Raw genomic sequence first — 17,624 nt, 5'->3', positions numbered from 1 at the left:
CATGAACCAGCCAGCACTCACCACCACGGCCCGCACCATCCTGCGCGTCATCACCGGATTCCTCTTCGCCGCCCACGGCCTGCAGAAATTCAACGAATGGACCATTGCCGGCACCCAAGCTGCGTTTACGCAGATGGGCGTTCCGGCCGCCGGGCTGGCAGCCCCGGTCATCGCCACTCTTGAGCTCGTCGGCGGCGTTGCCCTGATCGTTGGCGTGCTCACCCGCGTCTTCGCCGCCCTCCTTGCCCTGGACATGCTGGGCGCCTTCTTCCTGGTACATGTTTCGGCCGGCGTCTTTGCCGCCACCGGCGGCTATGAGCTGGTGCTCCTGCTGGCCGGCGCCGCCGTGGCCGTCGCCCTGGTCGGCGCAGGAAAGCTCTCCGCGGACCGCGCCCTCTTCGGCCGCGCCAACTCGAAGCTCAGCATCCTCGCGTAGCCCCTCCCCCAAACAACCCAGCGCACGACGGCGGGCAGTCACCCCAGGGTGGCTGCCCGCCGTCGTGCGCTGTCAGGTTCTGGACCTGCTTAGTGGATGTCGGAGGGATGCTTCGCCAGCGGCGTGACCTCGATGTCCATGTAGGGGAAGAGCGGCAGGCCGGAGAGCATGTCGTGCAGCTCGTCATTGCTTTCCGCGTCGAAGACCGAGTAGTTGGAGTATTCGCCCACTACCCGCCAGATGTGGCGCCATTTTCCTTCGCGCTGAAGGTTCTGCGAGTAGGCCTTTTCCACAGCCTTGATCTCGGCCGCCCTCTCGGCGGGCATGTCTACGGGAATGTGGACGTCCATGCGGACCAGGAACAACATGGGTTCTCTCTTTCGTTCGGGTTCGTTCGGGTTCATTCGTGCGGGACTGCCGTGCGGACCGGCCGGAGGCCTTCCCTGCCTTGCTTGGCCTGCCTAGCCCAGGAAACCCCAGAGCAGGACGGCGGCAATGTAGATGATGCCTACCCAGAACATCATGATCACGGTGTAGCCCATAATGTCCTTGAGCTTGAGCCGGGACAGGGCCAGGGCCGGGAGGATCCAGAACGGCTGGACCAGGTCGTTCCAGGCGTTGCCGAGCATTACCGACATGGCGGTCTGGGCAGGCGAGGCGCCGATCGCGTTGGCGGCGTCCATCATGAACGGACCCTGGATGACCCAGTGTCCGCCGCCTGAGGGGGCAAAGAAGTTGATCAGGAACGAGCTGACCAGGCCCCAGAACGGCAGGGTCTCGGGCGTGGAGATGCTGGTGAAGATGCCCGAGATGGTCGAACGAGTCCCGAGGCGCCCATGATCGCCATGATGCCGGCGTAGAAGGGGAACTGGAGGATGATGCCGGAGATGGTCTTGATGCCCTCGTTCAGCTGGCGCAGGTAGGCATTGGGGGTGCCCAGCAGCAGGATGCCCAGGAACAGGATGAAGAAGTTGATCAGGTTCAGGTCCACGCCGCCGCCGCGGATGAAATTGATGACCACGTACGCCATGCCCAGCGCGCCGATGCCGGCCGCCAGGATGCGGCTGTTGTTCAGCTTCGAGGCGATGGTGTTCGCATCGAGGTCCGCTGCCTCGGACTTGGCCGGGGCCGCGGCGTGCAGGGCGCGGTCAATCTCGGTGACCGTCTGCCCCGGCTTCGGGTGCAGCATGCCGTTGAGCAGCGGAAGCGTGATGAGGACGACGGCGGCCGTGATCAGCATCGGAGCCGAGAAGATGGTCTCGGCCAGCGTGATGAGGCCCATCTGCTTCTCCATCGGGTGGCCCGGGGTGGAGATGACCATGGGGATGGTGGCGGAGAGGCCCAGACCGTACATGGTGAAGCCGCTGTAGGCAGCGGCGATGATCAGCGGATAGTGCACGTTCCTGACATGCAGGGCCAGCTTTTTCGCGATGATGCCGCCGATCACGAGGCCGAACCCCCAGTTCAGGTAGGACCCGACCGCCCCCACCAGGGTGGCCACGATGACGGCCGTCCGCGGGGTTTCGACCCGGCTGACGATCGCATCCATCAGCCGGTCCACGACAGGAGCCTTGGCGAGGTCGTAGCCCATGGCCAGGATGACCGCCATCTGCGTCGTGAAGGCCAGCAGCGACCAGAAGCCCTTGCCCCAGGCCGCCGTCACGTCAATGAAGCTCTGCTGCTCGACGACGATCGCCAGGATGACGGTGAGGAACGTCAGGACGATGGCGAAAACGAAGGGGTCCGGCAGATAGCGGCGCATGAGCTCGCCGGGCGGTGCTGCCGCCGCTGGCCAGGGCGCTCCGCAAGGCCGAGCCCGGCATCGAGCTCAAGCTCGTGTCGATGGTGTAAGCCGGGTCCGCGCCGGCACAGGTCGCGGCGGGGGGTGCTGGACATCGGCTTCTCCCGGATGCCGGTGCGCAGCACGGAAGTCAACACCCGCATATTTGCCTACGAGCGGTTGCTGGCAGCACTGCCTGAGGACCATGCCCTGGCCGCGCAGGAGACCGTGGACCTCAACGACCTGGCCGACGAACCCTTCGTCAGCTTCCCGGCCACGCAGGGCGCGACGTTGCGCGACGCTTCCATGCGGCTGGCCCTGGAAGCGGGCTTTTCGCCCCGCGTGATGCAGGAGACCCCGGACTCTTATGCCATTCTCGGCCTGGTCGCCGCCGGCGTCGGCGTCACCCTGACGCTTTCCTCGGTGAGCCACATCAGCCACCCGGGGCTCACCTATCGGGAACTGCAGGGCTCCCCCACCTACCTGGCGGCCGTCGTCGTGTGGCCCAAACACCATGTCAGCCGGGCCACGCAAGCGGTGCTGGAGCTCATGGAAGAGATTTTCCCGACCCCGGAGCGGCCGAGGGGACGGATTCTGGACTGACAGCCGCATCCTGGACTGACAGCCGCATCCTGGACTGAGGGCCGGCCCGTGTGTGGCGCACGCGCGGCGTTTATGTCCTTTCCCCGCGGCGGGATGCCGGGCCTGTCAGTAAACTCGCAGCATGAGTGAAACAGCCGCCAGTTCCGTGACCCTGCGTTTCCTTGCGGCCCCCACCGACGTCGGCCACAGCGGTTCCGTCGACGCCGGGACGGTGCTGGAGTGGGTGGACAAGGCGGCCTATGCGGCCGCCGTCGGCTGGTCAAAGTCCTATTGCGTGACGGCCTACGTCGGCAACATCCACTTTGCCGATCCGGTCAACAGCGGCGACATGGTCGAAGTCACGGCCGCCATCGTCTACACAGGCCGTTCCTCGATGCACATCCGCACCGTGGTCTCGTCCGGCGATCCGAAGGGCGGTCCGGCCACGATGCGCAGCCAGTGCATGGTGATCTTCGTGGCGGTGGGTGAGGACGGCAAACCCATCCCGGTGCCGCAGTTTGAGCCCGCCACGGCCGGGGAGATCGAGCAGCGTGACCATGCGCTGGCGCGGATCAAGGTCCGTGAGGAGATCGTCCAGGCCATGAGCGCCCAGGAATACACCGACGCCGGCACCGCCGAGCGCGTGGTCCTGCGGTTCATGGCCGCCCCCACCGATGTGAACTGGGGCGGCAAGGTTCATGGCGGAATCGTCATGAAATGGATCGACGAAGCCGCCTACGTCTGCGCCTCGCGGTACTGCGGGAAGGACACGGTGGCCGTGTTCTCCGGCGGCGTTCGGTTCTACCGTCCGCTCCTGATCGGCGATGTGGTGGAAGTCGAGGCGCGGCTGGTCTACACGGGGACCAAGGGCATGCACATCGCCGTCCATGTCCGGTCCGGGGATCCCAAGGGCCGGGAACTGAACCTCACGACCTACTGCCTGACTGTCATGGTCGCCCGCGATGAACACGGCACCTCCGTCCCGATCCCGCGGTGGGTGCCGGTGTCCGGGGAGGACAAGCGGCTGCACGCCCATGCCCGGGAGTTGCTGGAAATCCGCGGCAGGGCCCCCGGAAACCGGCTGCCCAACCACCTGCTGGCCGCAGCCCAGGAGCCGGCGGGCTGACAATCCGCCGGCAGTGCCCGGCGCGCTGCAGGCTGCCGCAGCCCCCGGGCGGCTAGAAGCCGCCGCCGGCGTCGGCGGCCATGTTGGCAAAGCGCGAGTAGTGCCCCTGGAACGCCACCACGATGTCCTTGGTGGGGCCGTTCCGGTGCTTGGCGATCAGGATGTCCGCCTCGCCGGCCCGGGGCGATTCCTTGTCGTAGACGTCTTCGCGGTGCAGCAGGATGACCATGTCCGCGTCCTGCTCGATGGAACCGGATTCGCGGAGGTCCGAGACCATGGGCCGCTTGTCCTGGCGCTGCTCGGAACCACGGTTCAGCTGCGAGAGGGCGATCACCGGCACCTGGAGTTCCTTGGCCAGCAGCTTCAGGGCACGGGAGAACTCGGAGACCTCCTGCTGGCGGGACTCGACTTTCTTGCCCGAGCTCATGAGCTGGAGGTAGTCGAGGATCACGAGTTTGAGGTCGTGCTGCTGCTTCAGCCGGCGGCACTTGGCCCGGATTTCCATCAGCGACATGTTGGGGCTGTCGTCGATGAACAGCGGGGCGTCGTTCATCCGGCCCATGGTGGTGGCGATCTTGGACCATTGTTCGTCCTTGATGGTGCCCTTGCGGAGGTCCTGGAGGCCGATGGTGGCCTCGGCTGACAGCAGCCGCATGGCGATCTCGTTCCGGCCCATTTCCAGGGAGAACATCACCGTGGCCAGGTTGTTCTTGATGGCCGCGGAGCGGGCGAAGTCCAGGGCGAAGGTGGACTTGCCGACGGCCGGGCGGGCCGCGATGACGATCATCTGGCCCGGATGCAGGCCGTGGGTCAGCTCATCCAGTTCATAGAATCCGGTGGGCACCCCCGTCAGCCCTTCGCCGCGGTGGCCGGAGGCCTCGATCTCGTCCACGGTGGCTTCCATTACGTCCTTGAGGACAACGTAGTCCTCGGCCGTGCGGCGCTCGGCCACGGCATAGATCTCGGCCTGCGCCTGGTTGACCAGGTCCTCGACCTCACCGTCCGCGCCGTAGCCCAGCTGCACGATCTTGGTGCCGGCGTTGACCAGGCGCCGCAGCACAGCGCGTTCGCCGACGATTTCCGCGTAGTAGCCGGCGTTGGCCGCGGTGGGGACGGTCTGGATGAGCTCGTGCAGGTAGGCGGGGCCGCCGATCCGGTTGATCTCACCGCGTTTGGTCAGCTCATCCGAGACTGTCACGGCGTCGGCGGGCTCGCCCCGGCCGTAGAGGTCGATGATGGCCTCGTAGATGGTTTCGTGCGCGGGGCGGTAGAAGTCCTGTCCACGCAGGATCTCGACGACGTCGGCAATGGCGTCCTTGGACAGCATCATGCCGCCCAGCACGGACTGCTCCGCGGGAATGTCCTGCGGAGGTTTGCGGCTGACGTCAGATCCCCGCGTGCCCTCGACCGAGTCCAGATGCGTAACTGACAAAGCTGCCGTCCTTCATTGTGTGCCGTGGCGGATATCAGTTCGCCGCCGGCGTGTAAACCATGTGCCTTGGTATGTGCTGTGGTGCAAAGTGGCGTGTAACCCGGTGTACCCCGCCCGGTTAACTCCTATCAGGCGGCTCCGACAGTATTGTCGATTGTCGCGATTCCCTCGCCGGATGCCGGCCAGGCGGTCGACGCGGCCCCGTCAGGGATGGCGCGCTGCCATGCCGGCCCCGGCCACCGCTTTATCCACAGCCCGGACCCCGTGTCCGGGCAGGACGGTCCGTTGCGCGGCCCCGCGGTGCGGCGCAACCAGGATTTCCGCATGCACAGCCCGATACCCCGCTACGTTATCCCCGGATCCGGCCGGCACCAACCCGGCCAGTGTCCGCCCCTGTGGAAAAGCTGTGTACTAGTGCCTCCTGCTTGTGCACAGCCTGTGCAAAGAGCTGTGGATAGAAAAATACTTCAGCACTCAATCCGACGCTGACCTGCGGAAACACCAGGCCTACCTTGTGGACACAAAAATAGTTTCGCACGGCTTCATCCACAGCTTGCATCCCGGTGGCGGGAATCAACGGCGGATTCCGGACCACAAACAGCGCCAATTGCATGCATTTTGTGGCCGGCGTCACGGGCCCGGGCGGAATTGACGGCTGCCATGCCGCCCTGTAGGCGTTCTGCCTCAAGGTGCTGTGGATAACTGCTTTCTGGCATAAGCTCTAGGCATGGGCGATGTACTGCTGGTCATACTGCCTGCCCTCGTTCTCGCGGCAGTGCTCTGGGCCGTCGTCACGGCGCTCAAGCCAAGGGATTCCGGCATTTCCGACGCGGAGCGCTATCAGCTGGAACTGGCCGTGCGCTCACAGGCCCATTACGCGGCCCAGGTCCGGGCCGCAACGGCGGCGCGGGCCCGGGTGGATGCGGCCACCCGCCCCAGCCAGAACGAGCAACAGCAGTCGCAGCAAGCGGAGCACGCCCGCACCTCCCTGCGTGCCCGGACGGGCACCGCCCCGGCCGCGGGGCAACCCGGGTATCAGGGCCCCGTCCTGCCCGGCGGCCAGCTCAACCCCCAGTTCGCCCTGCAGCTCCAGTCGCTGGCCCGCAACGGCAAGAGGATCCAGGCCGTCAGGCTGCTGCGCCACGCAACCCATTCAGATCTCCTGACCGCCCAGAATTATGTAGATCGGCTGTAGTACATGGAATCCCTGCTCATTCCCGTCCTGATCCTGGCGCTCGTCGGCGCCGGCGTGCTGCTGGCAGCCCGGGCCCTGAGCCGCCGCGGCAGCCGGCCACGGCCGGAGGCCTCCCCGCAGCCCAACCGCGACCCGGCGGAGCTCGCCCGGGCAGCCGCCGCCAGGCTCAACGAGGAGCAGCACCGCCGCCTGTACGCACTAATTGCGCAGGGACAGGCCATGGCCGCCATCAAGCTCTACTTCGAGGCCACGGGAGAGGGCCTCCGCGCCTCCCGCGACGCGGTCGGCGCACTGGCCGCCCATCCGCAGCCCCTCCCCACCTCAGCTCCGCAGCAAGCCTCCCCCGGGGATGAGGACGACACCCCCCAGCGTTTCCCGTACCGCTACCGCGCGATCGCCAGCAAGGGCGACGTCACGCGCGAGGTCAGCAGCAACATGCTCAATGATGAGATCTACGGCAGGATCCGCACCCTGGCCAAGAGCGGCGATACCGAGGCGGCCGCGACAGCCCTGACACGCCACTCGGACATTTCCATGAAGCAGGCCAGGGAATTCATCGCACTGCTCGACGATTGAGGAGATTCCCGATCGGCCCCTGCCGCTAGTGCCCGCCGGAGATCCCGGCGAGCAACTGCTCGAAGGGAAGCGATTCCAGCGCTGCCGGCTTCTGCTGCGGCTGCGCACCCTCCAGCAGGCGTGCAAACTCGCCTGACGCCCGGTCGATCCGCACCGAGAGCGGCGAGCCGCCGTCGTCGGTATTTCCCCAGTCCTGCGGGCCGGCGAAAACCGCCGTCGCCGCGATCCGGGTGCGCAGGTAGGTGAACAAGGGCCGCATGGCGAAGTCCAGCACCATCTGGTGCCGGTCCGTGCCCGCCGTGGCGCCGAGCAGCACGGCCTTGCCGGCCAGGGACTTGGGGTCCAGGACATCGATGAACGACTTGAACAGGCCGCTGTAGGAGGCGCTGAAGACCGGGCTGACCGCGATGATGCCGTCCGAGGCTTCGACGCCGGCGATCGCCTCTGCCAGGCGCGGGGCGGCGTAGCCTGTCACGAAGTTGTTCGCGATATCCACGGCGAGGTCCCGCAGCTCCACGACATCGACGGTGACCGCGTAGCCGGACGCCGAGAGCTGGCGTTGCGCCGAGGCGGCCAGCTGATCGGCCAGCAGGCGGCTCGACGACGGGACGCCGAGGCCGGCGGAGAGGACGGTGATGCGGCGGGTTTCCATGAAGTGCTCCTGGTGTAGACGAATCAAAACCATAATACATGCGTTTGCATCTATCTACACAAGCAGCGGGCGGGGGATTTTATTCCCACTCTGACTGCGGCGGCTGACAGTGGCGCCGCCGTCTGCAACACTGCCCTCATGGCTGAAAACAAAACCCAGGCGACGGGCGCCTCCGTGGACGAGTTCCTTGCCGTCGTCGAGCATCCGGTCCGCCGCAGCGACGGTTCCCGCCTCCTGGCGCTGATGTCCGTGATCACCGGGCAGGAAGCGCAGATGTGGGGACCAACGATCGTGGGGTTCGGCCGCTACCACTACCGGTACGGGAGCGGGCGGGAGGGGGACGCCGCCTCTGTCGGATTCTCCCCCCGGAAGGGCGCCCTCTCGCTGTACGGCCTGACGGCAGCGCCGGAATCGGCCGGGCTGCTCGGCAGGCTCGGGAAGCACAGGACCGGCGCGGGCTGCCTCTACATCAACCGGCTCGGGGATGTGGACGAAGCGGTGCTGGCGGAGCTGGTCCGGGCCGGCTACCGGCACATGACCACTGTCCTGCACGACGGCTGAGCCCCGCGAGATTACTGCAACGCGGGGTCACTTACGGCCCATACGGGGCCCCGCAATGGGCGCGATATGACCCCGCGTTGGGTTAAAAAGCAGAAGGCCCCCACCATCGGTTCCCAAGGGGAATCCGAAGGCAGGGGCCTTCCGGCAGTCCAGGACTGCCTGGCCAGGCGGTAGTCGAAGGACTACTTGCCCGGGACCACGTCGAGTTCGATCACAGCGGCAACGTCATCGTGGAGACGGACGTGAGCCTGGTAGGAACCGACCGACTTGATGTGTGCCGGCAGTTCAACCTTGCGCTTGTCGATGCGGCCAAGGCCAGCGGCCTCAACGGCGTCGGCGACGTCGCCCTGCTTGACGGTGCCGAACAGGCGTCCGGTCTCGCCGGCCTTGACGATGAGCTTGACCGGCTTGGCGGAGAGTGCAGCGGCCTGCTTCTGGGCATCTTCCAGGGAAGCGTGCTCGCGGGCAACGCGGGCAGTCTTGATGGACTCAACCTGCTTCTCGCCACCCTTGGACCAGGTCAGAGCGAAGCCGCGGGGCAGCAGGAAGTTACGTGCGTAACCGTCCTTCACCTCGACAACATCGCCAGCAGCACCGAGACCGGTTACTTCGTGGGTCAGAATGAGCTTTGCCATGTTAGTTAATCCCTTCCTTAGCCGCGGCCAGCGCCGGAGTAAGGCAGCAGAGCAACTTCGCGGGCGTTCTTGATTGCCTGGGCGATCTTGCGCTGTTCCTGCACCGTGACGCCTGTGACGCGACGGGCGCGGATCTTTCCGCGGTCGGAGATGAACTTGCGCAGCAATGCTACGTCCTTGTAGTCGATGACAGTGATGTCAGCGGCCTTCAAGGGGTTGGACTTTGGTTTGGGCTTACGGAGTTCAGCCTTAGCCATCGTGGAGCTCCTATTCGATGGAGCCCGTGGATATTGATCCACGGGATGGTGGTGGTCCGGCGTCGTCTGCGCCCGGAAGCCTGGCGGCGTCCCGGCGGTTTCCGGCGTCGGACCTTAGATGTTTTTTAGAAGGGAGGTTCGGAATCCGGGCCGTTGCCCCAGCCGCCGCCCGCATTGCTGACCCCGGGCGTGGCCCAGGGGTCTTCCTGCGCGGCGGGCTGGTTGCCGCCCCATGTTCCGCCGGTGTTGCCGCCCTGGTTTGCACCCTGGCCGCCACCGAAACCGCCGCTGTTGCCGCCGCCGAAGCCACCCTGGGAGCCGTTTCCGGCACCCCCACCGCTTGAGCGCTGGGTACGGTTGACCTTGGCGTTGGCGTAGCGCAGGCTCGGGCCGATTTCGTCGACCTCGAGCTCGATAACGGTGCGCTTCTCGCCTTCTTTTGTTTCGTAGGAACGGCTCTTCAGGCGGCCGGAAACGATCACGCGCATGCCCTTGGTCAGGGATTCGGCGACGTTCTCGGCTGCTTCGCGCCATACCGATGCGCGGAGGAACAGGGTTTCCCCGTCCTTCCACTCATTGGACTGGCGGTCGAAGGTGCGCGGGGTGGAAGCGATGGTGAAGTTCGCTACTGCCGAACCTGACGGCGTGAACCTCAGTTCCGGGTCACTGGTGAGATTACCGATGACCGTAATCGTGGTTTCGCCTGCCATCTACTGCCTCCTTGTTCGTTCCTGCGGGGGTAAAGCTTGAAAATCGGGAGCTGAAATTACTCAGCGACGACCTTCTGCACTTCGGGGCGGGTGACCTTGGTGCGCATGATGGTCTCATTGAGGCTCAGCTGGCGGTCAAGTTCCTTGGCGGTAGCCGGCTCGGCGGTGAAATTCACCACGGCGTAGATACCTTCAGTCTTCTTCTGGATTTCGTAAGCCAGGCGACGGCGGCCCCAGATGTCAACCCTTTCGATGGTTCCACCATCGTTGGTGATGACATTCAGGAACTTCTGAAGCGTTGGCTCAACGGTACGCTCTTCGACCTCGGGGTCGATGATTACCATCAATTCGTAAGGACGCATATGTGAACCCACCTCCTTTGGGCTAAGCGGTTACGGCATTTCCGTAACAGGAGGTTCATTTGCGGTGCCGTGCGTTGCACGGTCACCGGAACGGTGGCGTGGCGCAGCACAGACTTCAACATCTTAGTGCATTCGGGCCGGTTTCGGCGATTCCTTGCCTACTGTAGGCGCAGCAGCGGCGCGGCGGGAAGCAGCGCAGCCATCCATGTGGATAACGGCCGGGCCAACCGGTGCACGGGCGGAAGTCCGGTGCACGGGCGGGGGATGGTGGCTGTGCCATGATCAGGGCATGAACACCGGATCGCCGTTCCGCAACGCCGTCCGCACCCGGCGGAGCCGCCTGCGTTTCGCCGTCATGCTGCTGGCGGGGCTGCTGGAACCCGCGGAGACCCGGGCCCACGCCACTGCCGAGGGCCCGGCCCGCGGCACCACGGATCTGCTGATCCTGGCCGCGAACGCCGCCAGCCTGGCGGCGGTGGCGGCGGTCGTCGTCGACTCCCACGGCAACGCCGACGGCGCGTCCCGGCTCGGCGGCGGCCTGCTCGCGCTGACCTCGGTGGTACTGTCCTGGATGCTGGTCCAGACACTCTTCACGCTCCGCTACGCAGAGCTGTACTACGGCACCGGCAGGAAGGCCGGGTCCGCGGTCGGCGGCATCGACTTCAACCAGAGCCGGCCGCCGCAGTACACCGACTTCGCGCATCTGGCAACGAGCCTGGCAACGAGCCTGGGCATGACCTACCAGGTTTCCGACACTGCCCTGCAGAACCATGGCATCCGCGCCGAAGCGCTCAAGCACAGCCTGCTGTCCTATCTGTTCGGCACGATCATCCTGGCCGCCACGATCAATCTCGTGATCGGGCTGGCTGCATAGGGCGGCTGCATCGGCCGGGTGCTTTGCCCGGCGCCTGGCGGTCCACCCTCCTTTTGCTTCGCCGCGCGGACAGGCCGCGCGGACAATTCCGTATTGCCACCCAAGTGTTTTGGGAACGCACTACTCGTCTTTTACGAACCCGCTACTCGACTATCCGTGCGCCATCATGCCCCGGCAGGCCCCAAGCTATATTGGCATCAGCACAGCCATCTGGTCAGGGCTTCCGCTCCAACCCGGAGCGTTATCCCGGACCTTGTGTTTTGCAGAAAAAATTTGGCCTGTGGAAGATAAACAGGTCAGCCGGGCTCCATTAATTCAACCAAAAGCATGAAGTCCTGGCTGACCGGTCTCTTGGGGATGAAATTGGGGGGCCCATGGTTTTGTTCGGCCGAGACAAGGAACTCGCACGTGTCCTGGCGCTGATCCGGAGCTCCCGGGAATCCGCCATGGCAGTCACCGGAAAGCACGGGAGCGGAAAGTCTTCTCTGCTTGCGGAAATCCCGAAGTTGCACGGCCACCGCACGGTGGCTTTCCGCGCCAATCCTTCAGAATCCTCCTGGCCCTTTTCCGGCGTGACCGCGCTGCTCAACGGAATTGACGACGCCACGCTCGGGCCGGCCATCGAATATGTGACCGGTACACCGGCCGGAGAGACGGACCTTTCGGCCTTGTCATCGATGCTGCTCGCCGCGCTCCGGCATCAATCCGCGGCGAGGACCGTGGTGGTGGTGGACGACGCCGACGAACTGGACTCCGCGAGCCAGACGGTTATCGGCTTCCTGGCCCGGCGCCTGGCGGGTACCGGAATCGTGCTTATTGTCAGCATCCGCCGCGAGGCTCCTGAGAGCCCCTTTGCCCGGCTTGCTTCGCTTCATTTGCCGGATCTGAGCCACCGCGACACCGTGAGAATGCTCGAATCGATGTCGGCGGGACAAACCGGCACTGCAGCCCTGCACGCTGTCGCTACCGCCACCGAGGGGAATCCGCTGGCATCGATTGAATTGTTGAATGCGCTGGCGCAGCGCCAATTGCAAGGCCAGGATGCGCTGCCCGTCCCCTTACATTGGACGGGCAGTTTCGAAATCGGTCTTGCCGGAATGATTTCGGGGCTTTCGCCCCGTGCACGACGGGTTCTTGAGATCCTGTCCCTTTCATACCGCAGCAGCGTCGGCGTCCTGGAAGGGATGGCAGGCGACCTCTGGCCCGGGGTGGACGAAATCCTGTCCGCCGGGATCGCGGTCCGTTCCGGCCCCTACCTGAGAATCCAGAACCAGATGCTGCGGGCCCACGTTTTCTCGGCAATGTCACCCGAGCAACGGTCCGCCAATCATCAGGCGTTGGCCGCCATTGCGGACACTGCGGATCCCCTGGCCTGGCCCTGGCACGTGAGCTATACGCCCGAGGCGCGGCGGGACACGTCGTTCAGCCTGCTCCGTTTTGCCGTTGAACTGGTGAGGGCCGGGGAAAGGCAATCCGCGGTGGAGTATGTCGAACGGGCCCTCATGATCAATCCCTGGGAAGCGGAAACAGCCGCCCGTCTCGGTACGATCGCCGAGGTCCTGTTCAGCAGGGGCGAGTTCGTCCACGCGAAACGCTACCTGGACTGGGCACAACGCATCACGAAAAACCGGGCCCTGACCCTTCGCCTCACGGGACTCGATTTCCAAATCGAGCTGATGCAGGGCCATTCCGTCAGGCCGAGCATGCTGCTGCGCCTGATCACGGAATTCGGGCATCATGATCCGTCCTTCTCCGCCTGCCTTTTGTCCATCGGCGCGATCCACCTGGCGGAACGCTGGCAGATCGAGGACGCCGAACGTCTGCTTAAGCGCGCGGAGCAATTCCGGGGCTCGGCATCCGGCGAGGCCAGGGCAGTGAACCAGCGTGCCAGGCTGCTGACGGACGCCGTGAAGGGGAGCATCGAGCGGATTTCGCGGGCGGCTGACGGCGGCGGCAACAGCTCGGTGGCGTCCCTGCTTCTGAAGGGGCGCGCCCTCAGCTATGCCGAGAACTATGAGGGAGCACGTGACCTCTTCGCCCTCGTCCGGAATCTGAGCGCGGTCAGTGATGCGAACTGGAGCGAGACCGCCCGCTACTTCGCGGCCGAGAATGAAATCCGCGCCGGGAATTTTCGCTCTGCGATCGCGCTGATAGACGAAATCTCCGGTTCAGTAGCGAGCCAGCAATACCACCGCGGAATGCGCAACAATCTGCTCCTTTGGCGCGCCTATGCAGTGGGAGACGAGGTGGAGGCCCGGTCCCGCCTCGCGGAAGCCCAACGGGTCGCCAGCGCTGACACTCCGCCGCAAGCCGCGGCGCGGCTCCTGGCGTGCCAAGGGCAGTCTGCGCTGATGCGCGGCGACCTTCAGGAGGCAGGTGCCATGCTCGCCCGGGCTGCCGAGATCGGCATGGACTTCGCCAATCCCGCCCTGCTGCGCTGTGAGTCCGATCTGGTCGAAGCACTCGTCAGGTCGGGCCATCGGCGCGAAGCCGCCCGGACGCTGACAAGGCTGGAATACCGGTCAGCCGGCCTGAAATCCCGGTGGCTTAGCATGGCCGTGTCCCGTTCACGAGCCCTGGTGGCGGAGGGCGGAGCGTCTCTTGAACTCTTCGTCCAGGCATTGGAGACCTGCCAGAAGGACGATTCCGTCTTCGAGCGGGCCCGGACCCTTCTCTGCTATGCGGAGAGGCTGAAGGGTTCCGGCAGGCCGAAGGACGCAAAGAACGCGCTGCTGAGGGCAAAAGCGCTCTTCGAAGAACTGGGCGCCGCAGCGTGGACGCGGCAAGTGGACACGCTGCTTGTCGGCGACCGCGTCGAAGCCGTTCCGGAGATCCAGAACCCGGCCCTGCTGCTGCTGTCGGACCACGAACGCGAACTGGTGCAGTTGGTGGCCAGGGGCCGGCGGAACAAGGAAATCGCGGCATCGCTGTTCGTATCCGTTCGGACAGTCGAAGTGCGCCTGACGGGGATATATCGAAAGTTGGGGGTCCAGTCACGGTCCCAACTGACGTCCCTGACATCGGCCCGGGAGCCGCTCCCGGCCCCCGAACCGGTCCGCGAGACGTCCCCGCGTGAGGCCTCCCCGGTGGCCGTCTGAGGGACGGGCTGCAGGCCGTCCCCGGATGTGAAATCCCGCAGATCCCGCACACTTCCCGCGGGTCGACCACATCGGGACTTCCATTCCCGTTTTTGGCCGTCCGCGTGGGCTAGCTTTGCCAGAAGGGTTAACGAAGTACGGGACAGGATCCGGCCTGTCTTTCCCATAGCTCCCCTGGCGGGCTGGACCGCTCCCCGGACCGACAACAGCAGCAGGCGGGTGGGAAGATGAGTGAGCTTTTGCTGATCGGCGCGAGCGGCCTGGCCCGCGAAGTCCTTGCCACAGTGCGCAGCAGCGGGCAGTACGACGTGGCCGGATTCCTGGACGACGATGAGGAACTGCGCGGGATCGACGTCGACGGCGCGCCTGTTCTGGGACCCGTCGATGACGCGACTGAGTACCTGCACGCGTTCGTGCTGGTCTGCCTGGAGTCCGGCCGGGCCCGGAAGACCGTGGTCGACCGCCTGGCTGCCCTGGGTGTTGCGCCGATGCGGTACGCGACGGTGATCGACCCGGCGGTGCGGATGCCGGAGGGGTGCCGGATCGGCCGGGGCAGCATCCTGTTTCAGAACGTGACGCTGACGGCCTCGGTCACCCTGGGTTCGCATGTGGTGGCGTTGCCCGGGGTCACGTTCACGCACGACGACGTCGTGGCGGACTTCGCGACGCTCGCCGCCGGGACCTCACTTGGCGGCGGTGTGCGGATAGGCCGTGGCGCCTACCTTGGCATGAATTCCAGTGTGCGGGAACGGACGTCGATCGGCTCTTACGCCACGGTCGGCATGGGTGCTGCCGTCCTGAGCGACGTCCCGGAGGGTGAAACCTGGGTGGGCGTCCCGGCGCGTGCCGTCGACTGCGAAGGCTTCAACGGGGCATTCGCGTGAACCACACAGAAGCTGCAGAAGGAGCTCCATGGGATGTCCGGATGGCATTTCTGGGGGCCGTGGGTTGATGCGGACTGCCGTGCGGCATCAACCCACCTGCAAGAGGCCCTACGCCGCCGTGCGGAAGAACAGCCCGGTCACCTTCGCCAGCCGGTAGGGGTCCTCGACGCCGCAGAGTTCGCGCGCGGAGTGCATCGAGAGCAGGGGAACGCCAACGTCGACCGTCCTGATCCCGAGCCGGGTGGCGGTGAGCGGGCCGATCGTGGAGCCGCAGGGCATCGCGTTGTGGGAAACGAATTCCTGGTACGGGATCCCGGCCGCGATGCAGAGCCGGGCCCAGAAGGCGGCGCCGGGGGCGTCCGTGGCGTAGCGCTGGTTGGCGTTGATCTTCAGCAGCGGGCCGCCGTTCATGGCGGGCCGGTTGGCGGGGTCGTGCCGTTCGGCGTAGTTGGGGTGCACGGCGTGGCCGGCGTCGGCGGAGACGCAGAACGACGCCGCGAACGCCTGCCGCCGCTGGCTCGCCGAGGCGCCCAGGCCGTCGGAGATACGCGCCAGGACGTCCTCGAGGAGGGGCCCGCTGGCGCCGGAACGGGAGGCCGAGCCGATTTCCTCGTGGTCGAAGGCGGCCAGCACGGCGACCGGGGCGCCGTCGGGCAGCGGAGTGGACGCGTGCCCGATCAGGGCGGTGAGTCCGGCGTGGGTGGCCGAGAGGTTGTCCAGGCGGCCGGAGGCGAAGAACTCGCCCTTGGCCCCGAAAACCGCCGGTGCCTGCGTGTCCGCGACGACGACGTCGTACCCGCCGATCTTCGCCGGATCGACGTTCTTACCCGCAACCCGTGCCGCCAGCAGCCCCAGCAGGTCCTCGCCCGCCGGATCCCCGAGTCCGAAGACCGGATTCATATGCTGCTGCTTGTCCAGCGCCAGGCCTTCGTTCACCGCGCGGTCCAGATGAATGGCCAGCTGCGGGAAGCGCAGCAGCGGGCCCGTGGCCGTGAGGTGTTGCGTGCCGTCCAGCATCACAAGGCGGCCGGCGAGCTGGAGTTCGCGGTCCAGCCACGAGTTCAGCAGCGGTCCGCCGTAGACCTCGACGCCGGCCTGGAGCCAGCCGAACTTGCCGGTGGTGGGTTTCGGCTTGAGTTTGAACGAGGGCGAATCGGTGTGCGCGCCCAGGATGTTGAACCCGGTAGTGGGACCGGCGCTCCCGGGCGTCACCCAGGCGATCAGGGCGCCGTCGCGGATCACATAGTATTTGCCGGCGCCGTCGTCCGGGCGCCCGCCGCCCCAGGGCCGCAGTTCGTCCAGGCCGGTGAAGCCCGCCTCGTCCAGCCGGCGGGCGGCCTCGTGGACGGCGTGGAAGCTCGAGGGCGACGCGGTGACATACGCGCCGAGGTCCCTGATGTGGTCTGCGGCATTGGTCGGTGTGGGCATGGCTCCGAGTCTAGCGGCGCCCGCAGCCGGGGTTTCTTGCACCAAGACCTACACCGTGACGTTGAGCCCCGCCGCGTAGCCGCCGGATGCCGAGCCGGCCATCGTGGCCAGCTGGTAGATCCCGCCGTCGTTGCCGAAGACGTTGTCCGATTTCAGGGTGGTCCGGGGAAAGTTCCGGGCGCTGGATTCGTAGCCGGCCGAGGCGTAGACCTCCTTGCAGGCCGCCTCGGTCAGCGCGATCTGGGAGACGGCCAGGACCTGGCCGGCCGCGGTGGCGTTGGACATGGACTCGAAGACTTCGAAGTGGATGTGCGGCCAGCGTCCGCTGTACGCGCCGGGGAAGATGGTCTTGAAGGTGACCTGCCCGTTGGCGTCGGCCTCCTGGACTCCGCGGAGGAAATTCTCGTTCTTCAGCCCGGAGTCGTACATGGAGTACCTGCCGTCCCAGTCGCAGTGCCAGGCATAGACGGCGGCGCCGGCCAGGGGCGTGCAGCCGTTGGCGTTGTCGAGCAGGGTCAGCGTGACCGTCAGCGGCACGCCGCCGGCCGTGGTGGTGGAGGTCCCGAAGCTGGACGTGATGTCCTGACGGATGACCCCGGAGGCGGCCAGCGCGTTGGGCCCGTTGGAGCCGTCACCGGGATAGGGCCCGGCCGTCTCCTTCGGGATCTCGACGCCGCACTCGGCGATCGCGCGGGTCAGTGTCGGAGCGGCGGTGGGGACCGATGAGGTGGATGGTGCCGCGGCTACGGCGTCTCCGGTGGACCCCGCCGTCGAACTGGCGGTCGGTGCTGTGCTTCCGGAAGTGGAGGATCCGCCCGGCGTGCAGGCCGCGAGAGCCGCGGCCGCCGTGCCCGCCCCGAAGAACATGCCCAGGGAGCGGCGGCTCATCAGGGTGGAGAGGTCGAATTCCAGGCCGCGGTCGTGGTCGGGAAGGGGCTCGTGCGGGGGCTGCGGTGAAATGGTCATGTTTCCATGGAACCCCGGAGGGCTATGGCGTGACTAGGGCGCTCCTGTGAGCGCCCTGTGTCTTACGGCG

The 17,624-nt window shown here is 66.1% G+C and carries 18 protein-coding genes and 1 pseudogene; 9 read left to right on the top strand and 10 right to left on the bottom strand.

The features are described from left to right. The first annotated feature begins 1 nt into the window (after window position 1). Window positions 2-436: a DoxX family protein gene (locus tag J9611_RS02120; RefSeq protein ID WP_211877322.1), complete on the top strand. Its 435-nt coding sequence runs from the start codon at window positions 2-4 to the stop codon at window positions 434-436. 89 nt (window positions 437-525) lie between these two features. Here the strand turns inward: J9611_RS02120 and catC are convergent, their stop codons facing one another. Beyond that, window positions 526-804 (bottom strand): muconolactone Delta-isomerase, encoded by a 279-nt coding sequence (catC, locus tag J9611_RS02115; RefSeq protein WP_211877320.1) that lies wholly within the window; start codon window positions 802-804, stop codon window positions 526-528. 93 nt (window positions 805-897) lie between these two features. Beyond that, window positions 898-2,198: pseudogene (locus J9611_RS02105) on the bottom strand (short-chain fatty acid transporter). 123 nt (window positions 2,199-2,321) lie between these two features. On the opposite strand from J9611_RS02105, the gene J9611_RS02100 reads away from it, so the two are divergent. Both J9611_RS02100 and J9611_RS02095 read left to right on the top strand, forming a co-directional pair. Continuing rightward, window positions 2,322-2,819, top strand: a complete 498-nt coding sequence (locus tag J9611_RS02100; protein ID WP_211877318.1) for a LysR family substrate-binding domain-containing protein — start codon at window positions 2,322-2,324, stop codon at window positions 2,817-2,819. A gap of 121 nt (window positions 2,820-2,940) precedes the next feature. Further along, window positions 2,941-3,924, top strand: a complete 984-nt coding sequence (locus J9611_RS02095; protein ID WP_211877317.1) for an acyl-CoA thioesterase — start codon at window positions 2,941-2,943, stop codon at window positions 3,922-3,924. A gap of 52 nt (window positions 3,925-3,976) precedes the next feature. On the opposite strand, the gene dnaB is transcribed toward J9611_RS02095, so the two are convergent. Continuing rightward, entirely contained in the window at window positions 3,977-5,356 is a 1,380-nt protein-coding gene (gene dnaB, locus J9611_RS02090; protein ID WP_211877316.1) for a replicative DNA helicase, read from the bottom strand. A gap of 727 nt (window positions 5,357-6,083) precedes the next feature. Here dnaB and J9611_RS02085 point away from each other — a divergent pair. Together J9611_RS02085 and J9611_RS02080 are read left to right on the top strand one after the other, a co-directional pair. Further along, on the top strand, window positions 6,084-6,551 hold the full coding sequence (locus J9611_RS02085; protein WP_211877315.1) for a hypothetical protein: 468 nt from the start codon (window positions 6,084-6,086) through the stop codon (window positions 6,549-6,551). Between the two features lie 3 nt (window positions 6,552-6,554). Further along, the gene (locus tag J9611_RS02080) at window positions 6,555-7,127 is read left to right on the top strand and encodes a hypothetical protein (protein ID WP_211877314.1); all 573 of its coding nucleotides are present in this window, start codon (window positions 6,555-6,557) and stop codon (window positions 7,125-7,127) included. A 25-nt stretch (window positions 7,128-7,152) separates the two neighbouring features. Here J9611_RS02080 and J9611_RS02075 read toward each other — a convergent pair whose 3' ends face one another. Continuing rightward, entirely contained in the window at window positions 7,153-7,779 is a 627-nt protein-coding gene (locus J9611_RS02075) for an FMN reductase (RefSeq protein WP_211877313.1), read from the bottom strand. A 138-nt stretch (window positions 7,780-7,917) separates the two neighbouring features. Between J9611_RS02075 and J9611_RS02070 the strand changes: the two genes are divergently transcribed. Beyond that, window positions 7,918-8,340 (top strand): DUF1801 domain-containing protein, encoded by a 423-nt coding sequence (locus J9611_RS02070; RefSeq protein ID WP_211877311.1) that lies wholly within the window; start codon window positions 7,918-7,920, stop codon window positions 8,338-8,340. A 182-nt stretch (window positions 8,341-8,522) separates the two neighbouring features. Here the strand turns inward: J9611_RS02070 and rplI are convergent, their stop codons facing one another. From rplI to rpsF, 4 genes are all read right to left on the bottom strand, one after another. Continuing rightward, window positions 8,523-8,975 (bottom strand): 50S ribosomal protein L9, encoded by a 453-nt coding sequence (rplI, locus tag J9611_RS02065; protein WP_211877309.1) that lies wholly within the window; start codon window positions 8,973-8,975, stop codon window positions 8,523-8,525. Window positions 8,976-8,992: 17 nt separating this feature from the next. Beyond that, on the bottom strand, window positions 8,993-9,232 hold the full coding sequence (gene rpsR / locus J9611_RS02060) for a 30S ribosomal protein S18 (RefSeq protein WP_003800144.1): 240 nt from the start codon (window positions 9,230-9,232) through the stop codon (window positions 8,993-8,995). Window positions 9,233-9,357: 125 nt separating this feature from the next. Continuing rightward, a complete protein-coding gene (locus J9611_RS02055) occupies window positions 9,358-9,942 on the bottom strand; it encodes a single-stranded DNA-binding protein (RefSeq protein ID WP_211877301.1) in 585 nt (194 codons plus the stop codon). A gap of 56 nt (window positions 9,943-9,998) precedes the next feature. After that, the gene (rpsF, locus tag J9611_RS02050) at window positions 9,999-10,304 is read right to left on the bottom strand and encodes a 30S ribosomal protein S6 (RefSeq protein WP_211877294.1); all 306 of its coding nucleotides are present in this window, start codon (window positions 10,302-10,304) and stop codon (window positions 9,999-10,001) included. A gap of 289 nt (window positions 10,305-10,593) precedes the next feature. Here rpsF and J9611_RS02045 point away from each other — a divergent pair, with 289 nt between their 5' ends. The 3 genes from J9611_RS02045 (at window position 10,594) to J9611_RS02035 (ending at window position 15,160) form a co-directional block, all read left to right on the top strand. Continuing rightward, window positions 10,594-11,178 (top strand): DUF1345 domain-containing protein, encoded by a 585-nt coding sequence (locus J9611_RS02045; protein WP_211877292.1) that lies wholly within the window; start codon window positions 10,594-10,596, stop codon window positions 11,176-11,178. Window positions 11,179-11,552: 374 nt separating this feature from the next. Next, the gene (locus J9611_RS02040; RefSeq protein WP_211877290.1) at window positions 11,553-14,276 is read left to right on the top strand and encodes an AAA family ATPase; all 2,724 of its coding nucleotides are present in this window, start codon (window positions 11,553-11,555) and stop codon (window positions 14,274-14,276) included. Between the two features lie 227 nt (window positions 14,277-14,503). Further along, window positions 14,504-15,160 carry an acetyltransferase gene (locus J9611_RS02035; protein ID WP_211877283.1) on the top strand — a complete coding sequence of 219 codons (657 nt, stop codon included), beginning with the start codon at window positions 14,504-14,506 and terminating at the stop codon, window positions 15,158-15,160. 108 nt (window positions 15,161-15,268) lie between these two features. On the opposite strand, the gene J9611_RS02030 is transcribed toward J9611_RS02035, so the two are convergent. Both J9611_RS02030 and J9611_RS02025 read right to left on the bottom strand, forming a co-directional pair. Further along, window positions 15,269-16,588, bottom strand: a complete 1,320-nt coding sequence (locus tag J9611_RS02030) for a M18 family aminopeptidase (protein WP_211877281.1) — start codon at window positions 16,586-16,588, stop codon at window positions 15,269-15,271. A 48-nt stretch (window positions 16,589-16,636) separates the two neighbouring features. Then, complete coding sequence (locus J9611_RS02025; RefSeq protein ID WP_211877279.1) at window positions 16,637-17,554, bottom strand: intradiol ring-cleavage dioxygenase; 918 nt, start codon at window positions 17,552-17,554, stop codon at window positions 16,637-16,639. Between the last annotated feature and the right edge of the window lie 70 nt (window positions 17,555-17,624).

It is taken from the genome of Pseudarthrobacter albicanus, assembly GCF_018224015.1.
GTDB classification, from domain to species: Bacteria; Actinomycetota; Actinomycetes; order Actinomycetales; family Micrococcaceae; genus Arthrobacter; species Arthrobacter albicanus.
This window is presented reverse-complemented; position numbering and strand designations above follow the sequence as displayed.

Bases quoted from the DNA above. Each gene is read 5' to 3' on its own strand.
- J9611_RS02120 (WP_211877322.1), top strand. From the start codon at position 2: ATGAACCAGCCAGCACTCACCACCACGGCCCGCACCATCCTGCGCGTC.
- catC (WP_211877320.1), bottom strand. From the start codon at position 804: ATGTTGTTCCTGGTCCGCATGGACGTCCACATTCCCGTAGACATGCCC.
- J9611_RS02095 (WP_211877317.1), top strand. From the start codon at position 2,941: ATGAGTGAAACAGCCGCCAGTTCCGTGACCCTGCGTTTCCTTGCGGCC.
- J9611_RS02085 (WP_211877315.1), top strand. From the start codon at position 6,084: ATGGGCGATGTACTGCTGGTCATACTGCCTGCCCTCGTTCTCGCGGCA.
- J9611_RS02080 (WP_211877314.1), top strand. From the start codon at position 6,555: ATGGAATCCCTGCTCATTCCCGTCCTGATCCTGGCGCTCGTCGGCGCC.
- J9611_RS02075 (WP_211877313.1), bottom strand. From the start codon at position 7,779: ATGGAAACCCGCCGCATCACCGTCCTCTCCGCCGGCCTCGGCGTCCCG.
- J9611_RS02070 (WP_211877311.1), top strand. From the start codon at position 7,918: ATGGCTGAAAACAAAACCCAGGCGACGGGCGCCTCCGTGGACGAGTTC.
- rplI (WP_211877309.1), bottom strand. From the start codon at position 8,975: ATGGCAAAGCTCATTCTGACCCACGAAGTAACCGGTCTCGGTGCTGCT.
- rpsR (WP_003800144.1), bottom strand. From the start codon at position 9,232: ATGGCTAAGGCTGAACTCCGTAAGCCCAAACCAAAGTCCAACCCCTTG.
- J9611_RS02055 (WP_211877301.1), bottom strand. From the start codon at position 9,942: ATGGCAGGCGAAACCACGATTACGGTCATCGGTAATCTCACCAGTGAC.
- rpsF (WP_211877294.1), bottom strand. From the start codon at position 10,304: ATGCGTCCTTACGAATTGATGGTAATCATCGACCCCGAGGTCGAAGAG.
- J9611_RS02045 (WP_211877292.1), top strand. From the start codon at position 10,594: ATGAACACCGGATCGCCGTTCCGCAACGCCGTCCGCACCCGGCGGAGC.
- J9611_RS02040 (WP_211877290.1), top strand. From the start codon at position 11,553: ATGGTTTTGTTCGGCCGAGACAAGGAACTCGCACGTGTCCTGGCGCTG.
- J9611_RS02035 (WP_211877283.1), top strand. From the start codon at position 14,504: ATGAGTGAGCTTTTGCTGATCGGCGCGAGCGGCCTGGCCCGCGAAGTC.
- J9611_RS02030 (WP_211877281.1), bottom strand. From the start codon at position 16,588: ATGCCCACACCGACCAATGCCGCAGACCACATCAGGGACCTCGGCGCG.
- J9611_RS02025 (WP_211877279.1), bottom strand. From the start codon at position 17,554: ATGACCATTTCACCGCAGCCCCCGCACGAGCCCCTTCCCGACCACGAC.